General features: G+C 63.6%; 24 protein-coding genes. 13 read left to right on the forward strand and 11 right to left on the reverse strand.

Annotation, left to right across the window (positions count from 1 at the left end):
* The first annotated feature begins 115 nt into the window (after positions 1 to 115).
* The 12 genes from M0D64_RS10160 (at position 116) to M0D64_RS10215 (ending at position 13,503) form a co-directional block, all read left to right on the forward strand.
* Positions 116 to 229 carry a hypothetical protein gene (locus M0D64_RS10160; protein ID WP_054035137.1) on the forward strand — a complete coding sequence of 38 codons (114 nt, stop codon included), beginning with the start codon at positions 116 to 118 and terminating at the stop codon, positions 227 to 229.
* Complete coding sequence (gene kdpF / locus M0D64_RS10165; protein WP_154562243.1) at positions 226 to 318, forward strand: K(+)-transporting ATPase subunit F; 93 nt, start codon at positions 226 to 228, stop codon at positions 316 to 318. Before M0D64_RS10160 ends, kdpF begins: the two co-directional genes overlap by 4 nt.
* Entirely contained in the window at positions 315 to 2,120 is a 1,806-nt protein-coding gene (gene kdpA / locus M0D64_RS10170) for a potassium-transporting ATPase subunit KdpA (RefSeq protein ID WP_266257513.1), read from the forward strand. Before kdpF ends, kdpA begins: the two co-directional genes overlap by 4 nt.
* Before the next feature lie 68 nt (positions 2,121 to 2,188).
* Complete coding sequence (gene kdpB, locus M0D64_RS10175; protein WP_266257515.1) at positions 2,189 to 4,273, forward strand: potassium-transporting ATPase subunit KdpB; 2,085 nt, start codon at positions 2,189 to 2,191, stop codon at positions 4,271 to 4,273.
* A 30-nt stretch (positions 4,274 to 4,303) separates the two neighbouring features.
* Entirely contained in the window at positions 4,304 to 4,882 is a 579-nt protein-coding gene (gene kdpC / locus M0D64_RS10180) for a potassium-transporting ATPase subunit KdpC (protein WP_266257516.1), read from the forward strand.
* Between the two features lie 137 nt (positions 4,883 to 5,019).
* The gene (locus M0D64_RS10185; RefSeq protein ID WP_266257518.1) at positions 5,020 to 7,854 is read left to right on the forward strand and encodes a DUF4118 domain-containing protein; all 2,835 of its coding nucleotides are present in this window, start codon (positions 5,020 to 5,022) and stop codon (positions 7,852 to 7,854) included.
* Positions 7,847 to 8,545, forward strand: a complete 699-nt coding sequence (kdpE, locus tag M0D64_RS10190) for a two-component system response regulator KdpE (RefSeq protein WP_063495267.1) — start codon at positions 7,847 to 7,849, stop codon at positions 8,543 to 8,545. Before M0D64_RS10185 ends, kdpE begins: the two co-directional genes overlap by 8 nt.
* Positions 8,546 to 8,698: 153 nt before the next feature.
* A complete protein-coding gene (sugE, locus tag M0D64_RS10195; protein WP_266257519.1) occupies positions 8,699 to 9,019 on the forward strand; it encodes a quaternary ammonium compound efflux SMR transporter SugE in 321 nt (106 codons plus the stop codon).
* Positions 9,020 to 9,278: 259 nt separating this feature from the next.
* Positions 9,279 to 9,890, forward strand: coding sequence for a DUF4126 domain-containing protein (locus M0D64_RS10200; RefSeq protein WP_054034982.1), 612 nt, complete (start codon positions 9,279 to 9,281; stop codon positions 9,888 to 9,890).
* Positions 9,891 to 9,973: 83 nt separating this feature from the next.
* Positions 9,974 to 12,463 (forward strand): ABC transporter permease, encoded by a 2,490-nt coding sequence (locus tag M0D64_RS10205; RefSeq protein ID WP_266257576.1) that lies wholly within the window; start codon positions 9,974 to 9,976, stop codon positions 12,461 to 12,463.
* A 28-nt stretch (positions 12,464 to 12,491) separates the two neighbouring features.
* Positions 12,492 to 12,905 carry a group II truncated hemoglobin gene (locus M0D64_RS10210; protein ID WP_175052842.1) on the forward strand — a complete coding sequence of 138 codons (414 nt, stop codon included), beginning with the start codon at positions 12,492 to 12,494 and terminating at the stop codon, positions 12,903 to 12,905.
* The gene (locus M0D64_RS10215; protein WP_266257520.1) at positions 12,898 to 13,503 is read left to right on the forward strand and encodes a DUF924 family protein; all 606 of its coding nucleotides are present in this window, start codon (positions 12,898 to 12,900) and stop codon (positions 13,501 to 13,503) included. Before M0D64_RS10210 ends, M0D64_RS10215 begins: the two co-directional genes overlap by 8 nt.
* A 50-nt stretch (positions 13,504 to 13,553) precedes the next feature.
* Here the strand turns inward: M0D64_RS10215 and M0D64_RS10220 are convergent, their stop codons facing one another.
* The 11 genes from M0D64_RS10220 to M0D64_RS10270 all read right to left on the reverse strand — a co-directional run bounded on the left by M0D64_RS10220 (position 13,554) and on the right by M0D64_RS10270 (position 23,337).
* Positions 13,554 to 15,551: a glycosyltransferase family 39 protein gene (locus M0D64_RS10220; RefSeq protein ID WP_266257521.1), complete on the reverse strand. Its 1,998-nt coding sequence runs from the start codon at positions 15,549 to 15,551 to the stop codon at positions 13,554 to 13,556.
* Between the two features lie 252 nt (positions 15,552 to 15,803).
* On the reverse strand, positions 15,804 to 16,550 hold the full coding sequence (locus M0D64_RS10225; RefSeq protein WP_154562261.1) for an SDR family oxidoreductase: 747 nt from the start codon (positions 16,548 to 16,550) through the stop codon (positions 15,804 to 15,806).
* A gap of 95 nt (positions 16,551 to 16,645) precedes the next feature.
* Positions 16,646 to 17,230, reverse strand: coding sequence for a TIGR00730 family Rossman fold protein (locus M0D64_RS10230; protein WP_266257523.1), 585 nt, complete (start codon positions 17,228 to 17,230; stop codon positions 16,646 to 16,648).
* Between the two features lie 2 nt (positions 17,231 to 17,232).
* On the reverse strand, positions 17,233 to 17,958 hold the full coding sequence (locus M0D64_RS10235; protein ID WP_266257524.1) for a TetR/AcrR family transcriptional regulator: 726 nt from the start codon (positions 17,956 to 17,958) through the stop codon (positions 17,233 to 17,235).
* 230 nt (positions 17,959 to 18,188) lie between these two features.
* Positions 18,189 to 18,824: a diacylglycerol kinase gene (locus tag M0D64_RS10240; RefSeq protein WP_266257525.1), complete on the reverse strand. Its 636-nt coding sequence runs from the start codon at positions 18,822 to 18,824 to the stop codon at positions 18,189 to 18,191.
* A 20-nt stretch (positions 18,825 to 18,844) separates the two neighbouring features.
* Positions 18,845 to 19,876, reverse strand: coding sequence for a glycosyltransferase family 1 protein (locus M0D64_RS10245; protein ID WP_154562267.1), 1,032 nt, complete (start codon positions 19,874 to 19,876; stop codon positions 18,845 to 18,847).
* A gap of 30 nt (positions 19,877 to 19,906) precedes the next feature.
* Positions 19,907 to 20,848, reverse strand: coding sequence for a UDP-2,3-diacylglucosamine diphosphatase (locus tag M0D64_RS10250; RefSeq protein WP_097391861.1), 942 nt, complete (start codon positions 20,846 to 20,848; stop codon positions 19,907 to 19,909).
* A 190-nt stretch (positions 20,849 to 21,038) separates the two neighbouring features.
* Positions 21,039 to 21,560, reverse strand: coding sequence for an RDD family protein (locus M0D64_RS10255; RefSeq protein ID WP_266257528.1), 522 nt, complete (start codon positions 21,558 to 21,560; stop codon positions 21,039 to 21,041).
* Positions 21,561 to 21,573: 13 nt separating this feature from the next.
* Positions 21,574 to 22,332, reverse strand: a complete 759-nt coding sequence (locus tag M0D64_RS10260; RefSeq protein WP_168435777.1) for a DUF3106 domain-containing protein — start codon at positions 22,330 to 22,332, stop codon at positions 21,574 to 21,576.
* 16 nt (positions 22,333 to 22,348) lie between these two features.
* Positions 22,349 to 22,777 (reverse strand): DUF3619 family protein, encoded by a 429-nt coding sequence (locus M0D64_RS10265; RefSeq protein WP_266257530.1) that lies wholly within the window; start codon positions 22,775 to 22,777, stop codon positions 22,349 to 22,351.
* A complete protein-coding gene (locus M0D64_RS10270; protein ID WP_054034971.1) occupies positions 22,774 to 23,337 on the reverse strand; it encodes an RNA polymerase sigma factor in 564 nt (187 codons plus the stop codon). The genes M0D64_RS10265 and M0D64_RS10270 overlap by 4 nt, the downstream gene beginning before the upstream one ends.
* Before the next feature lie 364 nt (positions 23,338 to 23,701).
* Here M0D64_RS10270 and M0D64_RS10275 point away from each other — a divergent pair, with 364 nt between their 5' ends.
* On the forward strand, positions 23,702 to 25,465 hold the full coding sequence (locus tag M0D64_RS10275) for an acetolactate synthase 3 catalytic subunit (protein WP_266257531.1): 1,764 nt from the start codon (positions 23,702 to 23,704) through the stop codon (positions 25,463 to 25,465).
* Positions 25,466 to 25,571: the final 106 nt, after the last annotated feature.

Genomic DNA, 25,571 nt, shown 5'->3' on the forward strand with positions numbered 1-25,571 from the left:
GAACGGCCTTTTCCGTTTACGCAATTTTTACATCCCATCTCAGATCTTTGACCAGCCCTTTACGCGGATCGGCATAACGTTGCACCTATCCAAAGTCCGTGAATGGGGAATAAAAATGGATGTGCTGTATGTCGGGGGGATGGTGCTGTTTTTCGCGCTGACCTTTGCGTTGATTGCCGGCTGCGAGAAGTTAATGCAGTTCCGGCGTGGCCAGGGAGCTCGCTCATGACCTGGATTCTCTGGCTGTCCGGTGCGGCTACCGCGCTGCTGTTTATGTACCTGGTCTATGCGCTGTTGCGCGCGGAGGACATTGAATGAACTCGAACAATGTCCTGCAAGCGGGCCTCTTCATCGTCGTGCTGCTGGCTGCCGCAGTGCCGATGTCCCGTTATCTGAGCAATGTGATGGACGGCAGCTCGCGCGTGGTCCGTTTCGGCGGTCCTATCGAACGCCTGCTGTATCGCATCGCGGGCGTCGATCCGTCGGCGGAAATGGGCTGGAAGCATTACGCCATCGCCACGATCGCGTTCAACGCGCTCGGCACGCTGTTTCTTTACGTGTTGCTGCGCGTACAAGGCTGGTTGCCGGGCAACCCGCAGCAGTTCGGCCCGATGACGGTCGACGGCGCGTTCAATACAGCGGTCAGCTTCGTGACCAACACGAACTGGCAGGATTACACGCCTGAGCAGACCGTTGGCTATCTGGCGCAGATGCTCGGCTTCACCGTCCAGAACTTCTTCTCGGCCGCCACCGGCATTGTGGTGGTGATCGCGCTGATTCGCGGCTTCGCGCGTCACACCGCGCAAACCATCGGCAACTTCTGGGTCGACCTGACGCGTGTGACGCTTTACGTGTTGCTGCCGATGTCGGCGATCATCGCTGCGTTGCTGATGAGCCAGGGTGTGATCCAGAACTTCAAGTCGTATCAGGACGTGCCGACGTTGCAAACCACAACGTACGCCGCCCCGAAGCTCGATGCACAAGGCAATCCGGTGAAGGACGCCAAGGGCAATCCGGTGACGGTCGACACGCCGGTGAAGACGCAGACCATCGCGATGGGCCCGGTCGCATCACAGGAAGCGATCAAGATGCTCGGCACCAACGGTGGCGGCTTCTTTAACGGCAACTCGGCGCATCCGTACGAAAACCCGACGCCGTTCTCGAACTTCCTGCAGATCTTCGCGATCCTGATCATTCCTGCGGCATTGGCACTCGTATTTGGCCGGATGATCATGGACCGCAAGCAGGGCGTGGCCGTGCTCGCGGCGATGACGATCGCTTTCGGCGTATGCGTGTTCGGTGAAATCGGCGCCGAGCAATCGGGTAATCCGGCGTTGACTGCGTTGCACGTCGATCAATCGGCGAATGCGATGCAGTCGGGCGGTAACGCGGAAGGCAAGGAAACGCGCTTCGGTATCGCGCAGTCGGGCATCTTCACGGTGGCGACCACGGCGGCTTCGTGCGGCGCTGTAGCCAACACGCACGACTCGCTGACGCCGATCGGCGGCCTCTACCCGATGCTGCTGATGCAACTCGGCGAAGTGATCTTCGGCGGCGTGGGTTCCGGTATGTACGGCATGCTCGTGTTCGCACTGCTGGCCGTGTTCGTGGCAGGCCTGATGATCGGTCGTACGCCTGAATACGTCGGCAAGAAGATCGAAGCGTACGAGATGAAGATGGTGTCGATCGTGGTGCTGCTCACGCCGCTGCTGGTGCTGGTGGGCACGTCGATCGCGGTACTGACTGATGCGGGTAAAGCGGGCATCGCTAACCCCGGTGCGCACGGCTTTTCCGAAATCCTCTACGCGTTCAGCTCGGCCGCGAATAACAACGGTAGCGCCTTCGCAGGCCTGACGGTGAGCACGCCGTTCTACAACTGGCTCACGGCCATCGCGATGTGGTTCGGCCGCTTCGGCACGATCATTCCGGTGCTGGCGATTGCCGGTTCGCTGGCTTCGAAGAAGCGCATCGGTGTGACCGGCGGCACGCTGCCGACTCATGGCCCGCTGTTCGTCGTGCTGCTGCTGGGCACGGTGCTGCTGGTCGGTGCGCTGACTTATGTGCCTGCGCTTGCGCTCGGACCTGGTGTCGAACATCTGATGATGATGGGCGCCCATTGAGGCGGCCCGTTGACATGACACCAGCGACCAACGAGTGAACAGGCGCAAACGGGAAATTCGAGGATTCAATGACTGAACATAATGCAACCAGGTCCATGTTCGACCCGGCGCTGCTGCGCCCGGCGATCGTGGACTCCTTCAAGAAGCTCACGCCGCGCACGCAGTTCCGTAACCCGGTGATGTTCTGCGTGTACGTCGGCAGTATTCTGACGACCATTTTGTGGATCGCCGCGCTCGGCGGTCAGGCCGAGGCGCCCGTGGGCTTCATTCTCGCGGTCACCTTGTGGCTGTGGTTCACGGTGCTGTTCGCGAACTTCGCGGAAGCACTCGCCGAAGGCCGTTCCAAGGCCCAGGCAGCGTCGCTGCGCAGCGCGAAGAAAGACGTGATGGCCAAGAAGCTCAACGAGCCGCATCCGAAGTCGCCGATCCGCATTCTGACGGCGTCCGATCTGCGTAAAGGCGACGTCGTGCTGGTCGAAACCGGCGACGTGATTCCGGCTGACGGCGAAGTGATCGACGGTGTTGCGTCGGTTGACGAATCGGCGATCACGGGTGAATCCGCACCGGTGATCCGCGAGTCGGGCGGCGACTTTTCGTCGGTGACGGGCGGCACGCGCGTGCTGTCGGACTGGATCGTCGTGCGGGTCACGGCGAATCCGGGCGAAGCCTTCCTCGACCGCATGATCGCGATGGTCGAAGGCGCCAAGCGTCAGAAAACGCCGAACGAAATCGCGCTGACGATTCTGTTGGTCGCGCTGACCATCGTGATGTTGCTGGCGACCGCCACGCTGCTGCCGTTCTCGATGTTCTCCGTCGAAGCCGCGAAAGCGGGTCACGTGGTCACGATTACCGCGCTGGTCGCGCTGCTGGTGTGTCTGATTCCGACCACCATCGGCGGGCTGTTGTCGGCGATCGGTGTGGCGGGTATGAGCCGGATGATGCAGGCAAACGTGATCGCGACCTCGGGCCGTGCTGTTGAAGCCGCAGGTGACGTCGACGTGTTGCTGCTCGACAAGACCGGCACGATCACGCTCGGTAACCGTCAGGCATCGCAGTTCGTGCCGGCGCCGGGCTTGACCGAAGAAGCGCTGGCAGATGCTGCCCAGCTTTCGTCGCTCGCCGACGAAACGCCGGAAGGCCGCAGCATCGTCGTGCTGGCCAAGCAACGCTTCAATATCCGTCAGCGCGATATGGCCTCGCTTCACGCTGAATTCCTCGCCTTCACCGCGCAAACGCGGATGAGCGGTGTCGATCTGCCGGGCCGTGAAATCCGCAAGGGCGCGGCCGACGCAGTGAAGAACTACGTCGAAGCAAATGGCGGCCGTTTCCCGAACGAAGTCAGCACGGCAGTCGCCGAAGTCGCACGTCGCGGCAGCACGCCGCTGGTGGTCGCCGAGAAAGGCGAGCAGGGCGCACGCGTGCTTGGCGTGATCGAGCTGAAGGACGTGGTGAAGGGCGGCATCAAGGAGCGCTTCGCCGAACTGCGCAAGATGGGTATCAAGACCATCATGGTGACCGGCGACAACCGGCTGACGGCAGCAGCGATCGCTGCAGAAGCAGGCGTCGACGATTTCCTCGCCGAAGCCACGCCGGAAGCCAAGCTCGCCACGATCCGCTCGCACCAGGCCGAAGGCCGTCTGGTGGCGATGACCGGCGACGGTACCAACGACGCCCCGGCACTCGCACAGGCTGACGTCGCGGTGGCGATGAACACCGGCACGCAGGCAGCGAAGGAAGCCGGCAACATGGTCGACCTCGATTCGAATCCGACCAAGCTGATCGAGATCGTCGAGATCGGCAAGCAGATGCTGATGACGCGCGGCTCGCTCACCACGTTCTCGATTGCGAACGACGTGGCGAAGTACTTCGCGATCATCCCGGCTGCGTTCGCGACCACGTATCCGGCACTGAACGCGCTGAACGTGATGCATCTGGCCACGCCGGCCTCGGCGATCATGTCGGCGGTGATCTTCAATGCGTTGATCATTGTGCTGCTGATTCCGCTGGCGCTCAAAGGCGTGCGTTATCGCGCGCTGGGCGCGGCGATCCTGTTGCGCCGCAATCTGCTGATCTATGGTTTGGGCGGGATCATCGTGCCGTTCATCGGCATCAAGCTGATCGATATGGTGCTGGCCGCGTTCGGCTGGGTCTGAGCAGCGGCTGTTTAAGAGGAATTACTCATCATGAAAAATCTGTTCCGTCCGTTAATCGTGATCTTCGCGGTGCTGACCGCCGTCACCGGCCTCGCTTATCCCGCCGTGATGACCGCGGTCGGTCAGGCGGCTTTCAGCAATCAGGCCAACGGCAGCATGCTCGAGCAGAACGGCAAGGTGGTCGGCTCGAAGCTGATCGGCCAGCAGTTCGATGCACCGCAGTACTTCTGGGGCCGTCTGTCGGCCACCAGCCCGATGCCGTACAACCCGCAGGCTTCGGGCGGTTCGAACCTCGGCCCGACCAACCCGGCGTTGCTCGATGAAGTCAAAGGGCGCATCGACGCGTTGAAGGCTGCCGGCACGGATATGTCGCAGCCGGTGCCGGTCGACCTGGTGACGTCCTCGGGCAGTGGTCTCGATCCTGAGATCAGCCCGGCGGCCGCCGCGTATCAGATCGAACGCGTCGCCAAAGCGCGTAAGCTCGCCGCCAACGATGTGCAGGCACTGGTCGATCGTTATACGAGCGGCCGCCAGTTCGGCATTTTCGGTGAACCGCGCGTGAACGTGCTGCAACTGAATCTGGCGCTCGATGAGATGAAACAAGGTTGAGCGCTAGCAAGCGCTGTTGATGGCTATGGTTCGAAGAGGCGGCGTCCATGCGGGCCCGCCTTCGCCATTTGCGGCGCGGCCGCTGCCGTGCCACCATGCATGCACTATCGCTCGCCTTACTATGAAAACCATTGAGCATGAACCGCCCCGATCCTGACGAACTGCTCGACAAACTGCAACGCGACGAAGAAAAGCGTCAGCGGGGCAGACTGAAGATTTTCTTCGGCGCGTCGGCCGGCGTCGGCAAGACCTATGCGATGTTGCAGGCCGCGCGGCGCCGTGCCGATGAAGGCGCGGATGTGGTGGTCGGCATTGCCGAAACGCATGGCCGCAGCGAAACCGCTGCGCTGCTCGAAGGCCTCGACGTGCTGCCGCTTGCGCATATCGAGTATCGCGGCCGCAAGCTCGGCGAGTTCGATCTCGACGCCGCGCTCGCCCGCAAGCCGCAACTGATTCTCGTCGACGAACTCGCGCATTCGAATGTGCAGGGCGCGCGGCATCTGAAGCGCTGGCAGGACGTCTACGAACTGCTCGATGCGGGCATCGACGTCTACACCACGGTCAACGTCCAGCACCTCGAAAGCCTGAACGACGTGGTCGGCCAGATCACCGGCATCCGCGTCTGGGAGACGGTGCCCGACCGTGTGTTCGATCGCGCTGACGAAGTCACGCTGGTCGACCTGCCCGCCGAGGAACTGCTCGACCGGATGCGCGACGGCAAGGTGTATTTGCCGCAGCAGGCCGAGCGCGCGGTGCGCAACTTCTTTCGCAAGGGCAACCTGATCGCGTTGCGCGAGCTGGCATTGCGCCGTACCGCCGATCGCGTCGATGCGCAGATGCGGGAATATCGCGCCGATCGTTCGATCCAGCGGATCTGGCAGGCGCGCGAGCGCTTGCTGGTGTGCGTCGGCCCCGGCCCGGAAGCACCGATGCTGGTGCGCGCGGCGGCGCGCCTCGCCGCCAGCCTGAAAGCCGACTGGATCGCCGTTTATGTGGAAACGCCCGCGCTGCAGCGCTTGCCTGACGCGCGTCGCGAACGCACGTTGAACGCCTTGAAGCTCGCCGCCGAACTCGGCGCTGAAACCGCGACGCTCGCCGGCACCGATGCGGTCGCCGCACTGATCGGCTACGCACAGGCTCGCAACGTCTCGAAGCTGGTGGCCGGCGCATCGGCGCGCACCGGTCTCAAGCGCTGGCTGCGCCGGCCGCTCGGTGAGCGCATCGCCGAACGCGCGGGCGATCTCGATCTCACGCTGATTCGCGCGTCGTCGGAACGTGATGGCGCTGAACATCGCCACTTACTGAACACCACCGCCAACGCGTGGCGCGAGGCGCTGAGCACGGCGCGCGAACGCCGTTCGCCGCCGCGCGCTTATGGTTTCGCGCTGGCGATTTGCGCGGCCATTACGCTGCTGTCGAGCCAGTTGATCGATCATATCGATCTGACCAACCTCGTCATGCTGTACCTGCTCGGCGTGATCTTCACCGCCGTGAAGCTGGGACGCGGGCCGGGCGTCGTGCTGTCGTTCATGAGCGTGGCGGCATTCGATTTCTTCTTCGTGCCGCCGCGCATGTCGCTGTCGGTGTCCGATACGCAGTACCTGCTGACCTTCTTCGGCATGCTGCTGACGTCGCTCGTCATCAGCCATCTCACGTCGAGCTTGCGCCGCGAGGCGAGTGTTGCGCGGCGTCGGGAGCAACGCACCGGCGCAATGTATGCGATGGCGCGTGAGCTGGCGGCGGCGCTCACCATGGAGCAGATCGTGGGCATCGGCAGCCGGCATGTGAGCGAAGTGTTCGGCGCGCGCGTCGCGATTCTGTTGCCGGACAGCGCCGATCAGGTGAAACAGAAGATCGAGGACCCCGACGCGACGATCACGCTCGAAGGCGAGATGCTCGATATCGACGTCGGCCAATGGGTCTACGACCAGCAGAAGCCTGCCGGGCAAGGCACCGATACGCTGCCGGCCGCCGCCGCGCTGTATCTGCCGCTGAAGGCGCCGATGCGCACACGGGGCGTGCTTGCGGTCGTGATGCGCGACGAGCGCGAGCTGGACGTGCCCGAGCAGCAACGCATGCTCGACGCGTTCGCCGCGCAAATCGCGCTGGCTCTCGAGCGTGTGCACTACGTCGACATCGCACGCGATGCGCTCGTCAATATGGAATCGGAGCGCTTGCGCAATTCGCTCCTCTCGGCGATTTCGCACGACCTGCGTACGCCGTTGACGACGATCGTCGGCTTCTCGTCGATGCTGGCGCAATCGCGCGAGGCGCATCCCGATGCGCAACCGGGCGACGATCTCGTCGAAGCCATTCACGAAGAAGCGCTGCGCATGACCGGCATCGTCACCAATCTGCTCGACATGGCGCGCTTGCAGGCCGGCAGCCTGCAACTTAATCAGCAGTGGACGCTCCTCGAAGAAACGGTGGGCGCCGCGCTGCGGGCCTGCAAGCGTGTGCTGGCGAATCATCCCGTACAGGTGAAGCTGCCCGCGGATTTGCCGCTTCTGCACCTCGATGCGGTGCTGATGGAGCGGCTCTTCTCGAACCTGTTCGAGAACGCTGCCAAGTACACACCGCCGGACACGCCCCTGACGATCGGCGCGCAACGTCTCGACGCGGACGGCAAGTCGTTCGTACGCGTCGCCGTCGACGATAACGGACCGGGTCTGCCGGCCGGCATGGAAGCGCGCGTGTTCGAGAAATTCACGCGCGGCGAGAAAGAGTCGGCCAAGCCGGGCATCGGCCTTGGCCTCGCGATCTGCCGCGCAATCGTGGAAGCGCACGGCGGTACAATCGGCGCGCTCAATCGGATGTCCGCGGACGGCCGTGTCGAAGGCGCGCGCTTCTGGTTCACGCTGCCCGTGGAAACGCCGCCCGAAGCACCGGATGCGCTGGAAGACGAAGGCGCCGATGCCTTGCCCGACCTCGATTCAACTCTTAACCCGCGTTCCAAGCCTAGCCATGAGTGACCCGAGCATCACAGTCGTCCTGATTGAAGACGAAAAGCAGATTCGCCGCTTCGTGCGAACCGCGCTGGAAGGCGAGGGCATCGTTGTGCACGACGCCGAGACCGGCAAACAAGGTCTCGTCGAAGCGGCGACGCGCAAGCCCGATCTCGTCATCGTCGATCTCGGCCTGCCCGACACCGACGGTCTCGACGTGATTCGCGAACTACGTGGCTGGAGCGAGCTGCCGGTCATCGTGCTGTCGGCCCGCACCCAGGAAACCGAGAAAGTTGCCGCGCTCGACGCTGGCGCGGACGATTACCTCACCAAACCGTTCGGCGTCTCCGAACTGCTGGCGCGGATCCGCGCGCATATGCGGCGGCGCAATCAGGGCGGCGCGAATGAATCGCCGCTGGTGCGCTTCGGCGCGGTGACGGTCGATCTGGCCTTGCGTCAGGTGAGCCGCGACGGCGTGGCCGTCCATCTCACGCCGATCGAATACCGCCTGCTCGCGACACTGGTGCGCCACGCCGGCCGCGTGCTGACGCACCGGCAATTGCTGCGCGACGTGTGGGGGCCGTCGCATGTGGAGAGCCATCACTATCTGCGCATCTATATGGCGCACTTGCGCGGGAAACTCGAACGCGACCCGGCGCAGCCGGAGCATATCGTCACGGAAACCGGCGTGGGATACCGGCTGGTGGGCGCGGTTTGAGCCTGCCCGAGGCGTCCGCCGCGCCGTTGCGCGCCTTTGCGGCTTGTCGCCGCAGCAAGGTGGCACGCTATTTTGATATAATTACAGTTCGTAAGGACGACCTTGCGCACTGCTACAAACGGGGACGGCCCCATCTGACCATGGAGCTGTCTCATGTCCTGGATTCTTCTGTTGATTGCCGGTTTGCTTGAAGTCGCGTGGGCGGCCGGTCTCAAAACCTCCGAAGGTTTCACCCGGCTCTGGCCGTCCGTGTTCACGATCGTGACCGCGCTCGGCAGCTTCGTTCTGCTCGCCATGGCGATGCGCCAGTTGCCGCTCGGCACGGCCTACGCCGTGTGGACGGGGATCGGCGCGGTCGGCGCGTTCATCTTCGGCATCATCATGATGGGCGAGGCCCTGACGGTCGCGCGGGTGGCGAGCGCGGCGCTGATCGTGATCGGATTGATCGGATTGAAGCTGTCGTCCGGGTATTGAGCCCTGTTGGCGGACCCGAATATCGTGTCCGCATGCGCTCAAACAGTGCGCCAACCCCCCGTCATTAGAGTCCGCCATTTGTTAGTCGCTCTGCGTTCTGCGAATTAACGTGGCTATAATGAGATCGAATCCAACCTGAATTTGCCCGCGGCCTATTTGGCGCGGCCGGCTTGGCGCGGGTCTGACGACTTCGGTGCGGCGGCTCCCTTTCCAATGCCCGTCGAAGCGCCCGGCACGCACAGCGCGCCTGGAGGCGGCCATGCTTGAATCACTTTCGCTCGCTGCGGGCCTCTCATGGGGCAGCGGTCTGCGCCTCTATCTGACAGTCCTGCTGGCCGGCGTGTTCGCACGTCTGGGCTTCATCCATCTTCCCGATACGCTGTCCGCGCTGTCTTCGCCGTGGGTAATCGGTGTCGCCGGTGTACTGACGGTCACCGAATTTCTCGCCGACAAAATCCCCGCGTTCGATTCCTTATGGGACGCGATCCATACCTTTATCCGCATTCCCGCAGGCGCCGTGCTGGCGGCTGGCGCGCTCGGCCATGCCGATCCTGCGCTGCTGACGGTCGCCGCGCTCGCGGGCGGCACGCTGGCGGGCACCGCGCATCTGGCCAAAGCGGGCACGCGCGCGCTGATCAATCTGTCGCCGGAACCGGTGTCGAATGTCGTGACCTCGACCGCTGAAGACGGTCTCGTGTTCGGCGGCATGCTGCTCGCGCTGTTCGTGCCGCTTCTGTTCCTCGTGTTGATGGTGGGCTTCCTGATGCTGGCCGCCTGGGCGTTGCCGCGTCTGTGGCGCGGGGTGCAGGGCGGTTTTCGCGGGATGGCGACGCACATGGTGTCGCGCTTTGCCAGGAGTCGGCACGATTGAGCGATACGGGACTCGGGGTAACGGCGCGCGCCAAGGCAGCGCGCCGGTTGGGCAGTATGGATCTGTTGCGCCAGGCTATCCGCATGACGGCGCGCGACTGGCGCGCGGGCGAACTGACGATGCTGTTGCTGGCGCTGGTGCTGGCCGTCTCGGCGTTGTCGAGTGTCGGCTTTCTGGCTGACCGTTTGCATCAGGGGCTCGAGCGCGATGCACGGCGCATGATTGCCGCTGATTTCATCGTTCGCGCCGATCATCCGGTCGATCCGCAGTTCGCGCAGCAAGCCGGCGCGCTCGGTCTGAACACCGCGAGCACAGCGATCTTTCCCAGCATGATCAACTCGACCGGCGCGCAGCCGGTCTCGCGGCTGGCCGCTATCAAGGCGGTGTCGCCCGGTTATCCGTTGCGCGGCGCGTTGCGGATTGCTCCAGCGCCGGGCGCGGCGGACCATCCCACCCAATCGATTCCGGCACCTGGCACGGTATGGGTCGATCAGGCATTGCTCGACGCGCTGAAGCTGCATGTCGGCGATGCGGTGAAGGTCGGGTCCCGCAGCTTCACGATCGGCGCGATGATTACCCGCGAACTCGATCGTGGCTTCTCGTTCGTCAATTTTTCGCCGCGTTTGATGCTGCGTGCCGACGATGTCCAGTCGACCGGCCTCATCACCTTCGGCAGCCGCGTGACTTACCGCTTGCTGGTGGCGGGTTCGGATGCGTCGGTGGCGCGCTTCGCGCAATTCGCACACGACAAGGTGGACGGCGGCAAGATGCGCGGCGTTGCGCTTGAGTCGTTGCAGGACGGCCAGCCGCAAGTGCGTCAGACGCTCGACCGCGCGAGCCACTTCCTCACGCTGGTCTCGCTGCTCACCGCGTTGCTCGCGGCGGTGGCGATTGCCATGGCCGCGCACCGCTATATGCGCCGGCATCTGGACGGCTGCGCGGCAATGCGCTGTCTGGGTGTCAGCCAGGCCACGCTGCGCGCGCTGTTCACGCTTGAATTCGTGGGGCTGGGTTTGATCGGTGGCGCGCTCGGCGTGGCGCTCGGTTACCTGGGGCATATGGCGTTGCTGACGTGGCTCGGCAGTCTGATCGACGTCGTGCTGCCGTATCCAACCGTATGGCCCGCGCTCGAAGGTATCGCAGCCGGTCTCGTGTTGTTGCTCGGGTTCGCGTTGCCGCCGCTGTTGCCGTTGACGCGCGTGCCGCCGGTGCGCGTGCTGCGCCGCGAATGGGGCGAAGCGGGGCGCACTGCCTGGGCCGCTTACGCGCTTGGCATTGTGCTGTTCGCCGCGCTCCTGATCGTCGCGGCGGGCGAGTTGAAGCTTGGTGGCATCGTCGCGGGCGGCTTCGCCGGCGGATTGCTGGTGTTCGCGTGCATCGCGCGGCTGGCGTTGTGGGGTGCGTCGCGTGTCGTGCGCAGCGAGCGTGTAAATGCGGGAATCGGCTGGCGTTACGCGCTGGCATCGCTGGAGCGGCGCAGCGGCGCCAGCGCGTTGCAGATCACCGCGCTCGGCATCGGTCTGATGTGCCTGTTGCTGATCGCGATGACGCACAACGACCTTGTGGCCGGCTGGCGCAAATCGACGCCGCCTGATGCGCCGAACGAATTCGTCATCGACATCCAGCCCGACCAGCGCGAAGCCGTCACGCAATATCTGGGCACGCACGGCGTGCCCGGCACGGTGCTCGCGCCGATGGTGCGCGGCCGGCTGCTTGCGATCAACGGCAAGCCTGTCAATCCGGATTCATTCAAGGGCGACGACGCAAAGCGTCTCGTCGACCGCGAATTCAATCTGTCGTACACGACCGAGCTGCCCGACGACAACCGCCTCTCAGCCGGCACGTGGTATGGCGACACGAAGACACCGCAGATATCGATCGAGCAGGGGCTCGCGAAGCTGATCAACGTGAAGCCCGGCGATACCCTGCGCTTCGACGTGACGGGCTTGCAAATCGATGCGCCGGTGACGAGTGTGCGCAAGCTCGACTGGGGCTCGTTCAAGGTCAACTTTTTCGTGCTGATGCCACCGGCGGCCTTGCAGGATTTTCCGGCGACGTTCATCACGAGCTTCCATTTACCGCCCGACAAGCAATCGACCATCGACGGGTTGATTGCCGCCTATCCGAACCTCACGGCAATCGACACCGGTCCGATTCTGGCGCAGGTGCAGCGTGTCCTGCAGCAGGTGATCGGCGCGGTGCAGTTCCTGTTCGCGTTCACGCTTGCGGCCGGCGTGCTGGTGCTCTATGCGGCGCTTGCCGGCACCCGCGATGAGCGTATGCGAGAATCCGCGCTGCTGCGCGCGTTGGGGGCCTCGCATCGCCAGGTGCGTGCGGTGCAGGTCGCCGAGTTCGTGGCGGTTGGCGCGCTGGCGGGGTTGATGGCGGCGCTCGGTGCGCAGGTGATCGGCTGGCAACTGGCGACGCGTGTGTTCGAGTTTTATCTGGCGTTCGATCCGTGGTTGTTGCCGGCGGGTATCGCAGCCGGCATCGCCTGCGCGGGCGTGGGTGGCTGGCTCAGCTTGCGGCACGTGCTGGCGCGGCCGGCCTTGCAATCGCTGCGAGATGCGTAATTTTTCTTTCCTGTTTTTGTGATTGGGTATGAGCGATCTTAACGACGAAGTGTCCGCGGCACAGCCGACGGCCTTCGAACTGGTGGGCGGTGAAGCGCGCGTGCGCGAACTGGTCGACCGGTTTTATGACTTGATGGATCTCGAAGCGGAATTCGCCGGGATTCGCGCTTTGCATCCCGAGTCACTCGATGGCTCGCGCGACAAGTTCTTTTGGTTCCTGTGCGGATGGATGGGCGGCCCCGATCATTACATCAGCCGGTTCGGCCATCCCCGGCTGCGCGCCAGACATATGCCGTTTCCGATCGCGTCCAGCGAGCGGGATCAATGGCTTCGCTGCATGGCGTGGGCGATGGAAGACGTTGGGCTTTCCGAGCCGTTGAGGGAGCGCTTGCTGGCGTCGTTCTTCGAGACTGCGGACTGGATGCGCAATCGCAATGGTTGAGCGGGTAGCGGAGCCGGAAGCAGCAGAGGCGCGCGCGGTCCTGGAGTGCTGGTTCGGCGCTCCCAATACGCCCACCTTCGGTGAGGCGCGCAAGCTCTGGTTCTCCCGCGACGCCGCCTTCGATGCGATGCTGCTGGAACGTTTCGGGGCACTTATCGATGCTGCGCGCACAGGGTCACTCGATAGCTGGACAGAGACTCCGCTCGGCGCGTTGGCGCTCGTCATCGTGCTGGATCAGTTTTCCCGCAATTGCCACCGCAATACGCCGCGCGCTTTCGCTGGCGATCATCAGGCGTTGCGCATCGCGCAACAGATAATTGCCAGCGGCGCCGATCTCTTGTTGCCGACCGCGCATCACCGCGCGTTCGCGTATCTACCGTTCGAGCACGACGAAACGCTTGCCAGCCAGCACGAATCGTTGCGCCTGTTCAAACAGTTGAAGGCGGAACCGGGCGGTGCGTCCTACTATTCCTCCGCGGTCAGGCACGCCAGAATCATCGAGCGTTTCGGACGCTTTCCCCATCGCAATGCGCTGCTTGGGCGCCAGTCGACGGATGAAGAAACGGCTTTCCTGAAAGAACCCGGCTCGTCGTTCTAGGCGTAACGGCAACGTGCAGGCGCAGGCAGGTGCAATCTGCACGCCACGTGCTACTCGCTGCGCGCGGGCGTTGCCGGCGTCCGCACGAATACCCGCAACAGCTCGTCGGTGTCGCCTGGGCGCGCACCCGACCAGAACAGCCGCCAATCGCCTGCCGGAGCGCGCGCATTGTCACGGCGGCTCTGTTCGATTAGCCACGTGCACTCGGTCGCCGCGGTGTTCGCGGTCGGCTGATGCTCGATGCCGGTGTAGTAGTACAACATCGGCGCTTCGGATTCGCCGAGCCCCTTGCTGGCCATGCAATCCCCATCGTTCCATTCGATATTCATCCTGGCGCCGAGGTTTTCGAACACGGAGCGGTAGCTCTTCGCGTAGTCGAGCCACGGCAGCAGCAGCGTGCTCACCAATCCCCACGCGAGAATCGCGCCCGCACACCAGCTCAGCACACCGCGCCATTTGCCGGTGTATTTGAAGAGTGGCAGGAGCCACAGCCAGCCGAGTGTCATCAGCAGCGCGGCCGCGATCAGCCCAGGCTTGACCGGCAGCACCCAGTCGAGCGGCAACCAGCGGCCGAGCCGGTGCAGCGACGCATGCGTGTTGGCCGGATCGCTCATGATCGACCAGATGATCCACGCGAGCGCGGCCGTGCTGCCGAACAGCACGCGGCTTGCCATGTCCCAGCCTGCGTGCAGACGCCGCGGCAGCTTTTCGATACCTTGCATCGCCACCAGGGCGAGCGGCGCGATGAACGGCAGGATGTACAGTTCGCGCACCGTTGCCGAGCTTTGCAGTACGGCGAAACCGGTGCCCGCGAAAATCACCGGGAGAGCGACACGCGGATCGCGCCAGCGGCGCCATCCGCCGCCGGCGAGCGCGGCCAATGCAAGCGGTACGACCGGAAAGCCGACGCTCAGCACGGTGCGCAGCACGAACAGACGGCTTTCGTTTTCAGAGCCGAGTTCCGCCACCGAAAAGCCGAAGAAGCGGCCGACGTTGTTGTCCCACAGCCAGACCTTGAAGAGCGCTTCGGAGCGCAGATAGAAACAGATCGGCCAGATCAGCGCGAAGGGCGCGCAGATCAGCGCGGCGATACCGAGCGCTCCTGCAAAGCTGCGGGTGCGGCAGGCGGGATACAGCACCAGCACTGCGACGGTGGTGGCGCCGAACACGAGCGGCACGAACAGGCCCTTGGCCAGCAACGACACGCCCACGCCCGCACCGAACATCGCCGCGCCGCTCAGAATCGCGTGACGCCGGCGGCGTGCATCGCCCCTTAGCAGGCGCGCGTCGTCGCGCAGATGCACGAGGACGAGTTCGAATAGTCCGCAAAAGCCGATCGCGGCGCCGGCCATCAGCGCGACGTCGGTCATCATGTCGTGCACGTGCTTGATGATGACGAGCGTGCTCGCGAACAAGGCCAGCGTGCCGATCACACGGATATCGAGCCAGCTCGAGGCGGCCACCGCGCGGCGGGCGACGCGTGCCGTGTAGTAGACGGTCAGTCCGGCGAAGAGCGCGCTCGCGAGGCGTGCGGCGTCATGCAAAGGCAGGTAGCGGCCGAACATCCACGCGAGGCCGGCGGCGACCCAGTCGTAGATCGGCGGCTTTTCGACGAAGGGCTGGCCGGCGTTGGTCGGCACGACCAGATCGCCGGTGTCGAGCATGTGCTGGATGATCCCGAACGTGTAGGTCTCGTCCTGCTTCCATGGCTCATGGCCCAAGGTGCCAGGCAGGAGCCACGCGCACAGGATCGCAAGCGCGGCCAGCCACATCAACGGACGGGCCGCCGTGAGCGCGCGCAAGCGCCGGGCGCCGCGCGAAGCGGGACCCGGAGCGATGGGCTCCGTGGGGCCGGCAGGGGCGGCGGGCCTTGCGGGCACTGCGGCTTCGGCCGCCGCAGTATGGTCGGATGGCCAGGCGGCGCCGGATTCGGCAACGCGTGCTGAGCCGGGATGCGTGTCCGGTGCGCCGTCGGCGGGGCCGGCCGGCGCTGGCGTCGCAATCGCGACCTTCCCCGCGCGCCAAGGCGCGGATGGCTTTTCGTACATTGGAATCTCTGATCGCCGTACGCGGCGACGTGGGCCGCGGACTTATGCTTTGGCTATGCGTTCGCATGCGGTTGCATGCGAACGCTGCGATTGTAGTCCGAGTTTATTACGGCCGATTACAGAAAAAGCACGGAATATCGCGGTCAGCCGAACAGATTGCGCCGATTCCTCGTCAAATTGACGGGAATCGGGGTCGGGAAAGGAGAAGGCGGCCGTGCGAAGCTGCCGGCCGCGGGAACAGAAGAGCGGTATTCAGCGTCCGCCGGCGACGTCGAGCAGCGCGCCCGTCACGTACGAGGCGGCATCGCTCAGCAACCAGACGATCGACTCGGCGACTTCGTCAGCGCTGCCGGGGCGGCCCAACGGCGTGGTCGCGCCGAGCTGGGCGGCGCGTTCGGGCTTGCCGCCGCTGGCGTGGATTTCGGTATCGATCAGGCCAGGGCGCACCGCGTTCACCCGCACGCCCTGCGGGCCGAGTTCTTTGGCGAGACCGATCGTCATGGTGTCGACGGCACCTTTCGAGCCGGCATAGTCGACGTATTCGTTCGGCGAACCCAAACGCGAGGCCGCCGACGAGATGTTCACGATCACACCACCCGCGCCGCCACGAGTTGTCGACATCCGGCGCGCGGCTTCGCGTGCGCACAGATACGCGCCGAGCACATTGACGTCGAACATGCGTTTCAGGCGCGCGAGGTCCATATCCGCGAGCTGGCTCGAAGGCGCAACGATCCCGGCATTGTTGACGAGCGCATCGAGCCGGCCGAACTTTTGCAGGAGCGCGTCGAACATCGCGATCACGTCGGCTTCACTGGCGACGTCGCCGGCAATCGGCAACGCCTGGCCGCCGGCGCGTTCGACTTCAGCAGCGGTGTCCTGCGCGGCCGCGAGGTTCCGTGCGTAATTCACGCCGACCGACCAGCCGCGCGCGCCCAGCAAACGCGCGGTCGCACGGCCAATGCCGCGGCTGCCACCGGTGATCAGAACGGCTTTCGTCATTGCAACCTCATCGTTCGGGCGGGGGCCGCGGGAGCGTGCGGCGGGTGTTCGTTCAGACAGTTGAAGAAGCGCGCCTGGCGGCGATCAATTGGTGATCAAACGGCGTCGCGTTTGACGGCCCATTTGTCGCTGGCAGGCGGTTTATAGCGTTGCAGCTTGTCGATCAGCGCGACCGGATCGGCATCCCTTTGCAGGATGTCGAAATAGGTCTGCCGCATGAAACCTTCGTCTACCGTGTGCTTGAGGAGTGCGATCAGCGGATCGTAGAAACCGTCGATATTCAGCAGTGCCACCGGCTTCTGGTGATAGCCGAGCTGCGCCCACGTATAGACCTCGAACAGCTCTTCGAGCGTGCCCGCGCCGCCAGGCATCGCGACGAATGCGTCGGACAGGTCGGCCATCATCTTCTTGCGATGATGCATGTCAGGCACCACATGCAGCTCGGTCAGCCCGTTATGGCCGACTTCCTTGTTGACCAGCAACTCCGGAATCACGCCGATCGCGCGGCCGCCTTCGGCCATCACGGTATCGGCGATTACGCCCATCAGGCCGACCTTGCCGCCGCCATAGACCAGCGCGAGATCGGCCCGCACCAGCGCGCGGCCGAAAGCGCGCGCGGCTTCGGCGTACAACGGTCTGGCTCCGTCGGAGGAGCCGCAATACACACACACCGACTTCATACTCAAGCGTCCTTCGGTTCGTTGCGGGGCGCGGCGCCTTCTTTCGGCGGCAGGTAGTCATAGAACTCGCGCTTGGGCAGCTTGCCCGAGACGAGGTCGTCGAAAATCTGCCGCGAGCGGCCGCGCAGATAAGGCGCCATGAGCGAGACGATCTGCACGCTCACCTGATGCAGTTCCGCGCGAATCGTTTCCTGCTCGTTGTACTTGCGCGGATTCATCACGAACTGATACGACAGCCAGTACGTGCCGATTACGCCGACGTTGGTGGCGATCACGTGCAGTTCTTCGGGCGTGGCGACCATTTCGCCGTCGGCCACGAGTTGCTCGCAGAACTGGCTTGCAAAGCGCACCTTGTGGCTGATGATCTGCTTGAAGTGCGTCTCGAGCGTGCGGTTGCGCGCCAGCAGATCGTTCAGGTCGCGATACAGGAAACGATAGCGCCAGGTGAAATCGACCATGTACTGCAGGTACGACCACATCTCGTCGATCGTCGCGCGGTGGTCGTCGGGAAAGCGCAGACGCTTTTCGATCTCCTGCTCGAACTGGCTGAAGATGCTGTTGATGATGTCGTCTTTGTTGCGGAAGTGGTAGTACAGGTTGCCTGGACTGATTTCCATTTCTTCGGCGATCGTCGTCGTCGTGACGTTCGGCTCGCCGATCTCGTTGAACAGCTTCAACGATAGTTCGAGTATCCGTTCGCGGGTGCGGCGGGGAGGTTTGGCTTCCATGTCGTCCGGCCCTGGTTACGCCGGGCTGGGCGCGTGGCGGCTTGCCGCTCTAGCGTGATCCACCCGGACGCGGTTGGTATTTTGATTGAGCGCCTCAGCGGTTTCCCGTGAGACTGTCGGACGATTATAAACCGACCGTTCTTATACCAAACGGATACTCAGGGTTTTCATTCTTTGGGACGCCGGGAAAGGGCGTCAGGCGGTGCTTCGGGGTGAATTCCATAGCGCGCTCAGAACCACGCTTTGACCCAATGCACGACGAGCGGCCCGACGATCAGTCCCCACGTCATCACGCACATGCCGAGCGCGACCATGACCGCAGCGCTGCCGAGGTCTTTGGCACGGCGCGACAACTCGTGGCGCTCAAGCGAAATCCGGTCGATGGCCGCCTCGACGCTCGAATTCAGCAATTCGACGATCAGCACCAGCAGTACCGAGCCGAGCAGCAACACGCGCGACACGGGATCGACGGGCACCAGCACGCCGCACGGAATCAGAATCGCGGCGAGCGTGAGCTCCTGGCGAAACGCGCTTTCCTCGCGGATCGCCACGCGAAACCCGGCCAGCGAATTTTTCATCGCGTGCCACGCGCGGGTCACGCCGCGATTGCCCTTGTATGGATTGAAGGGGAGCGGCGCGAATGGATCGTCGGGGCTGAGCGGTTCGTTGTGCGGCTCGCTCTCGGGGTTCGAGAGACCCCCAAGGCTTGCACCGTTCATGCCGTGAAAACCATTCGCGTGATCGACATGATTCGGCATGCCGTGCTCGCTCACATCGTCGAACGGTTCGATGCCGGCGGCTTCGGTGTCGACAGCGCGCAGCGCGCCTTTCGACGCGCGTGCGGCGGTGGAGTTTCGGGTTCGCATAAACGGCTCGGCGCGTCGCTTCACGCGGCGGCGCTTTCCTCGCTATACGATGTGCGCGGCAGCGGCTTCAGGTGCGCCGCGAACTGCTCGGACGCGGCTGCCCACGAGAAGCGTTCGGCCCACGCGCGCGCATGGCTGCGCTCGATCTTCAGCGCTTCGAGGCAAGCCTCGCGCAAGTCTTCATGCATGGCGCCCGCGCCGCCGTCGCCGAGCACGTCGATCGGGCCGGTCACCGGATACGCCGCGACCGGCGTGCCGCAGGCCAGCGCTTCGAGCAGCACGAGTCCGAAGGTATCGGTGCGGCTCGGGAACACGAATACGTCGGCGGCCGCGTAGACCTTGGCCAGTTCGGCTTGCGTCAGCACGCCCAGGTAATTCGCTTGCGGATAGCGCGATTTCAGTTCGGCGAGCGCCGGGCCTTCGCCGGCCACCCACTTCGAGCCGGGCAGATCGAGCTTGAGAAACGCCTCGACGTTCTTCTCGACGGCTACACGTCCCACGTACAGAAAGATCGGCCGCGCGGTGTTGAGAACCTTCGAGTCCATCTGGTGAAAGATGTCGAGGTCGACGCCGCGAGTCCACAACACCACGTTGGTGAAGCCGAATTTTTCGAGGTCAGCCTTGACCACGGGCGTGGGCGCCATCACCGCCAGAGACGGCTTGTGGAACCAGTGCAGAAACTTGTAGGTGGCCGCGATCGGAATGCCGAAACGCGCCTGCACGTATTCGGGAAAGCGCGTGTGATAAGCGGTCGTGAACGGCAGCTTGTGCTTGATCGCATAGGAGCGTGCGGCCATGCCGAGTGGGCCTTCGGTGGCGATGTGCAGCGCGTCGGGCGCGAATTCGTCAATGCGTTGATGGAGCTTGCGACGCGGCAGCAGCGACAGGCGAATCTCCGGATAGGTCGGGCACGGAATCGTCTTGAATTCGAGCGGCGTCAGCAGATCGACCTGGTGGCCGAGTGTGGTGAGTTCGCGCGTGGTGTTCTTCAGCGTGCGCACGACGCCATTGACCTGCGGTTCCCATGCATCGGTGACGATCATGATCTTCATCGGTTTCGGCCCAATAGAAGTGGAGAGGGACTACGCGGTCGCCCGGGCCTTTTGCACGCCGACTTCCGGTGCGCGCATCACGGTCCAGTAGATCACCTTGAGTTCGCCTTCATACGTCTCGACGAGTGCCGACAGGCTTTCGACCCAATCGCCGTCGTTGCAATACAGCACGCCGTCGATGTCGCGGATTTCGGCTTTGTGGATGTGCCCGCAGACCACGCCGTCGCAACCGCGGCGGCGTGCTTCGTCGGTCATCACGCGCTCGAAGGACGAAATGAAATTCACTGCGTTCTTCACCTGATGCTTCAGGTATTGCGACAGCGACCAGTACGGAAAGCCGAGCCGGCTGCGGATCCGGTTGAACCAGCGGTTCAGGATCAGGATCATCGTGTAGAGCGTGTCGCCGAGATAGGCGAGCCACTTCGCGTGCTGGATCACGCCGTCGAACAGATCGCCGTGCACGATCCACAGGCGCTTGCCGGCGAGCGTCGTGTGGAAGGCTTCGCCGCGCACGTGGATGTCGCCGAACGCGAGGTCGCAGAACTGTCGCGCGGCTTCGTCATGATTGCCCGGCACGTAGATGACCTGGGTGCCTTTGCGTGCTTTGCGCAGCACCTTCTGCACGACGTCGTTGTGCGCCTGCGGCCAGTACCAGCCTTTTTTCAACTGCCAGCCGTCGATGATGTCGCCCACGAGGTACAGGTATTCCGACTCGTTGTGACGCAGGAAGTCGAGGAGATACGGCGCCTGACAACCGCTTGAGCCGAGGTGGATGTCGGACAGCCAGATGGTGCGATAGCGGTGTGGTTCGGCGTGGTCGTCGTCGTGATGGCTGGCGTGCGCGTCGAGCGGCAGCGACGGCACAGGCAACGGCAAGCCGTGGCTAGGGTTGGGTTCCGGGCGGAACGCGACAGGGTCGACGCTCGGGCCGGTCTGGCGGAACAGGGAAGTCGCGGACGTTTTGGGGTCCATGGCTCACGCGTCGAGTTGCGGTGCCCGTATTGCGCCAGTCGCGCGTGACCGTGCCGTGACAGTCACGAGAAGTTCTTATTACTGTGTCGGGAGAAGACGGTGCGGACCAGGGCTGCGGCGAGCGGCAACCGCAGTCAAGCGAACGCGAACCGCGGGTGCGGCGGCGTGAAGTGCGAGGCGGCCAGTTTGCTCAGTGTGCGACGCTAATGACGCGGGTGCCGGCGAGGCGGTCGTGCAGGAATTGACGCTGCGAATCGAAGCGGCCGATGGCGGCCCACAGTACGAACCAGATCGCGGCGATCACCAGCGTCTGCGGCACGGCGAGGCCCAGCAACGGATGCAGCGCGAGCGGCGGCAAAAACCACAGCCACGCCAGTACGTAACGAACGATCGCCCGGCCCGTGGACAGCGGCGCGCCGTTAGCGGCGACGACGCGCAGGCGCCAGGTTTTCATCGGCAGCGTCTGGCCGCTATGGGTCCAGAACCAGACGAAATACAGACCAACCACGAGGCCGATCCACACTGCGAGCAGGTTGTGATGGGTGAGACCGTTGCGCTGCTGAGTCAACGTGCTGAACAGATAGCCGGCGATGAACACGACGCCGAACAGGATCACGGCTTCGTAGAGCAGCGCGGCAAGGCGCCGGCGAACGGTGGGTGCGGTGCCGGATGATTCGGCGGGCAGTGTCGAGGTGGCGAGCGGCTGGGACACAGTGGGCCGCGGATCAGGAGCCGTTGAAAATCGATGGCGCCTCGGCCGGTGAAACCGGCACCGGCGTGGCGGGCACGAAGCTGCCCGCAGCCGGAATCGCCGGCGTAACGGCCGGGCTCGGCAATGCAGCGGCAGCCGCGGCACTCGCCGCTGCGGCGCCGCTCGCGCCATGCTCGCGGGCATTGACCAGACGGTCCAGGCCCTTGATCTCGGACTTGCCGGACGGCGGCGCGCTTACGACGCTCGGTCGCCGCTTACGCTCGCTCGCGGCGAGTCGCTCCTTCTGCTCTTCCGGCAGTTGCTGATAAGTCTTCCATGCGTTCTGGCGGGTTTCGCGCGGCAACTCCTTCGACACCTGGTAGTTCTCGCGTGCAACGCGCCGCTGATCGGGTGTCATGCGCACCCATTCAGTCATTCGGTCATGCAGGCGTTTTTGTGCATCAGGCGATAACTTCGGATAACGCGCCGCGATCTTGATCCATTTTCGCTTGCGTTCGTCACTGAAGGAATCCCAGACGCCGGCGAACGGCGCGAGCGCAAGGTGTTCGGCCGAGTTCAGGCGCGACCACGCCATCGGGCTATTGTTGCCGGACAGGCCGGGCAGTTCGACGGCGAGCGTAGGCGCGGGTGTCTTGGCGGTTGCGTTGCCGCCTGCGGCAGGCGCATTGGCGGTCGACGGGCTCGGATAAAAGCGCGGATACGTCGCGGCAAACGACACCAAGGCCGCGATCGCGCATCCGAAAACAACGGCCAAGCCGCGCTTGTAACTCACCCGAAGAATCTCCCGCTCAGTGGGCGCGTGATAGGTACGCGTTGAAACCGTGATCGAGATAGGCATTGAGCGGCAAGTCGTCGCTAAGCATGGCTGCATCGATATCGGCGAGTTCGGCGGTGCGTTGCTGGTCTTCCCAGTAGGCGATGCCCACCAGGCTGACGACCAGCGCGACGAGCGGCCAGGCGAGCGCAAAGCGGCGCAGCGGCGAGCGGCGGCGCTGCGGCATCTCGACCTGCGGCATACCTGAGGGCATGCCGGCGCCGGCGAAGGCGGGTACGAACACCGGCGCGCTCACGGTCTCGGGCTTCTTGCGAGCGAGCGCGGCACGGCGCGCCACGGCGAGCCGGTCGACGGTGTCGGACGGGATACTGGCGGCGGTTTCGTCGAGCGCGCGGCGCACCTGGCGGGCGAACTCGAGTTCTTTGGTTTCTAGGGAGCTCATAGCGTGATTCCTTTAGCCTTGAGCGCTTGCGCCAGCGTGTGAGTGGCCCGCGAGCAGTGTGTTTTCACACTGCCTTCGGAGCAGCCCATCGCGGCGGCAGTCTCGGCGACATCCATATCTTCCCAATAACGCATGAGAAACGCCTCCCGTTGACGTGCCGGTAACTTTTGGATCTCGTCGTCGATTAACTGTAAGACCTGTTCGCGTTCGAGTTTCTGTTCGTTGCTTTCTGAGCCCGCTGAACCTTGCTGCGCCTCGAATGTTTCGAGTGGGTCGAATTCGTCGTCGTCGGCGTTGCCGAGCGAGGAGAACAGACTAACCCAAGTATTGCGCACTTTGGCACGACGGAAATAGTCGTGCATCGCATTCTGGAGAATACGCTGAAACAGGAGCGGAAGTTCGGCGGCCGGACGGTCGCCGTATTTTTCGGCGAGCTTGATCATCGCGTCCTGCACGATATCGAGCGAGGCGTCGTCGTCCCGCACGGCGTAGACCGTCTGCTTGAATGCGCGCCTTTCGACGCCCGCCAGAAAATCGGCGAGTTCCTTGTCTGATGCCATCCGTTTGGGGGTCGGCGCAGCGTGCGTGCGCGTAATCGGTCGAAAAATGTCGTAAAACTCGCGGATGCTAACAAACTTTCGCCCCGCTGGGGCGAAACCCGTCCTACCTTGTACCTCAATAGCGGGCTTTTCGGTCGTTTTTGACCATTATTAAGATTCAGGGGCAGGCCGCTAGGGCAATATTTGCTTGACCGCGCGAACATCTGCAGATATCTTCGCTGGTTCGCAACATAAGTGACTTGTCTCAATTGAGGTGTGGCCCAAGAAGCTCACCTGTCAACTGGACGCGCCGCTTGAACCCGAGCCACAAGCCCGGCAGAGAGCACCCGATCAATTTTTTGCCGAAAATTCGAAAGGTGAATAAATGAATATGCCCAGCGCGGAATTCTCCACGTCGGATACGACCCCCCATCCTGAAGCTGACTCTATCGGCGCCACCGTGCTCATGCGCGCTTTGGCCGACGAAGACGTCGAGTTTGTGTGGGGCTATCCCGGCGGCTCGGTACTCTACATTTACGACGAGCTGTACAAGCAGGACAAGTTCCAGCACATCCTCGTGCGCCACGAACAAGCCGCAGTCCACGCCGCCGACGCCTATGCGCGTTCCACCGGCAAAGTGGGTGTGTGCCTCGTGACCTCCGGCCCCGGCGTCACCAATGCAGTGACCGGCATCGCCACGGCCTACATGGATTCGATCCCGATGGTGATCATCAGCGGCCAGGTGCCGACTGCTGCGATCGGTCAGGATGCGTTCCAGGAGTGCGATACGGTCGGCATCACGCGTCCCTGCGTGAAGCACAACTTCCTCGTGAAGGACGTGCGCGACCTCGCCGCTACCGTCAAGAAAGCTTTCTATATCGCCCGTACCGGCCGTCCCGGCCCGGTGCTGATCGACATTCCGAAAGACGTGTCGAAGATGCCGTGCCAGTACGAACCGCTCAAGACCGTTTCGCTACGCTCGTACAACCCGGTCACGAAAGGGCACTCCGGCCAGATTCGCAAGGCAGTGGCCTTGTTGCTGTCGGCCAGGCGTCCGTATATCTACACCGGCGGCGGCATCATCCTCGCGGATGCATCGCGTGAGCTGAACCAGTTCGCCGATCTGCTCGGCTATCCCGTAACCAATACGTTGATGGGTCTGGGCGGCTACCGCGCGAGCGACAAGAAATTCCTCGGCATGCTCGGCATGCACGGCACGTACGAAGCCAACATGGCGATGCAGCACTGCGACGTGCTGATCGCGATCGGCGCGCGCTTCGACGACCGTGTGATCGGCGATCCGGCGCACTTCGCATCGCGCCCGCGCAAGATCATCCATATCGACATCGATCCTTCTTCCATCTCCAAGCGCGTCAAGGTCGACATTCCGATCGTGGGCGATGTGAAGGAAGTGCTGAAGGAGCTGATCGAGCAGTTGCAAACGGCCGAGCATGGCCCGGATACCGCGGCGCTCGTCGACTGGTGGAAGGACATCGAAGCCTGGCGCGCCAAAGATTGCCTGAAGTTCGATCGCAAGAGCGACATCATCAAGCCGCAGTACGTGGTGGAAAAGGCGTGGGAACTGACCGACGGCAATGCCTTCGTGTGTTCCGACGTCGGCCAGCACCAGATGTGGGCGGCGCAGTTCTATCGCTTCAACAAGCCGCGCCGCTGGATCAATTCCGGTGGCCTCGGCACGATGGGCTTCGGCCTGCCGGCGGCGATGGGCGTGAAGATGGCGCACCCGGACGACGACGTGCTCTGTATCACGGGCGAAGGCTCGATCCAGATGTGTATCCAGGAACTCTCGACCTGCAAGCAGTACGAGACGCCCATCAAGATCATTTCGCTGAACAACCGCTATCTGGGCATGGTGCGCCAGTGGCAGCAGATCGAATACAGCAAGCGCTATTCGCATTCGTACATGGATGCGCTGCCGGATTTCGTGAAGCTCGCCGAAGCGTACGGCCACGTCGGCATGCGTATCGAGCGCACGGCCGATGTCGAGCCGGCGCTGAAGGAAGCGCTGCGCCTGAAGGATCGCACGGTGTTTCTCGATTTCCAGACCGATCCGACCGAAAACGTCTGGCCGATGGTCCAGGCCGGCAAGGGCATCACTGAGATGCTCATGGGTTCGGAAGATCTATAACGACGGTTTTTAGCGTTGGCTTCGTCATGCGCGCCTCCACAAAGGGCGAAGGCGGACGAAGCGGCGCGAAACCGCTCGCATACATCGACAAAACATCTGGAAGAAG

Source organism: Paraburkholderia sp. WS6, assembly GCF_030464835.1.
GTDB classification, from domain to species: domain Bacteria; phylum Pseudomonadota; class Gammaproteobacteria; order Burkholderiales; family Burkholderiaceae; genus Paraburkholderia; species Paraburkholderia madseniana.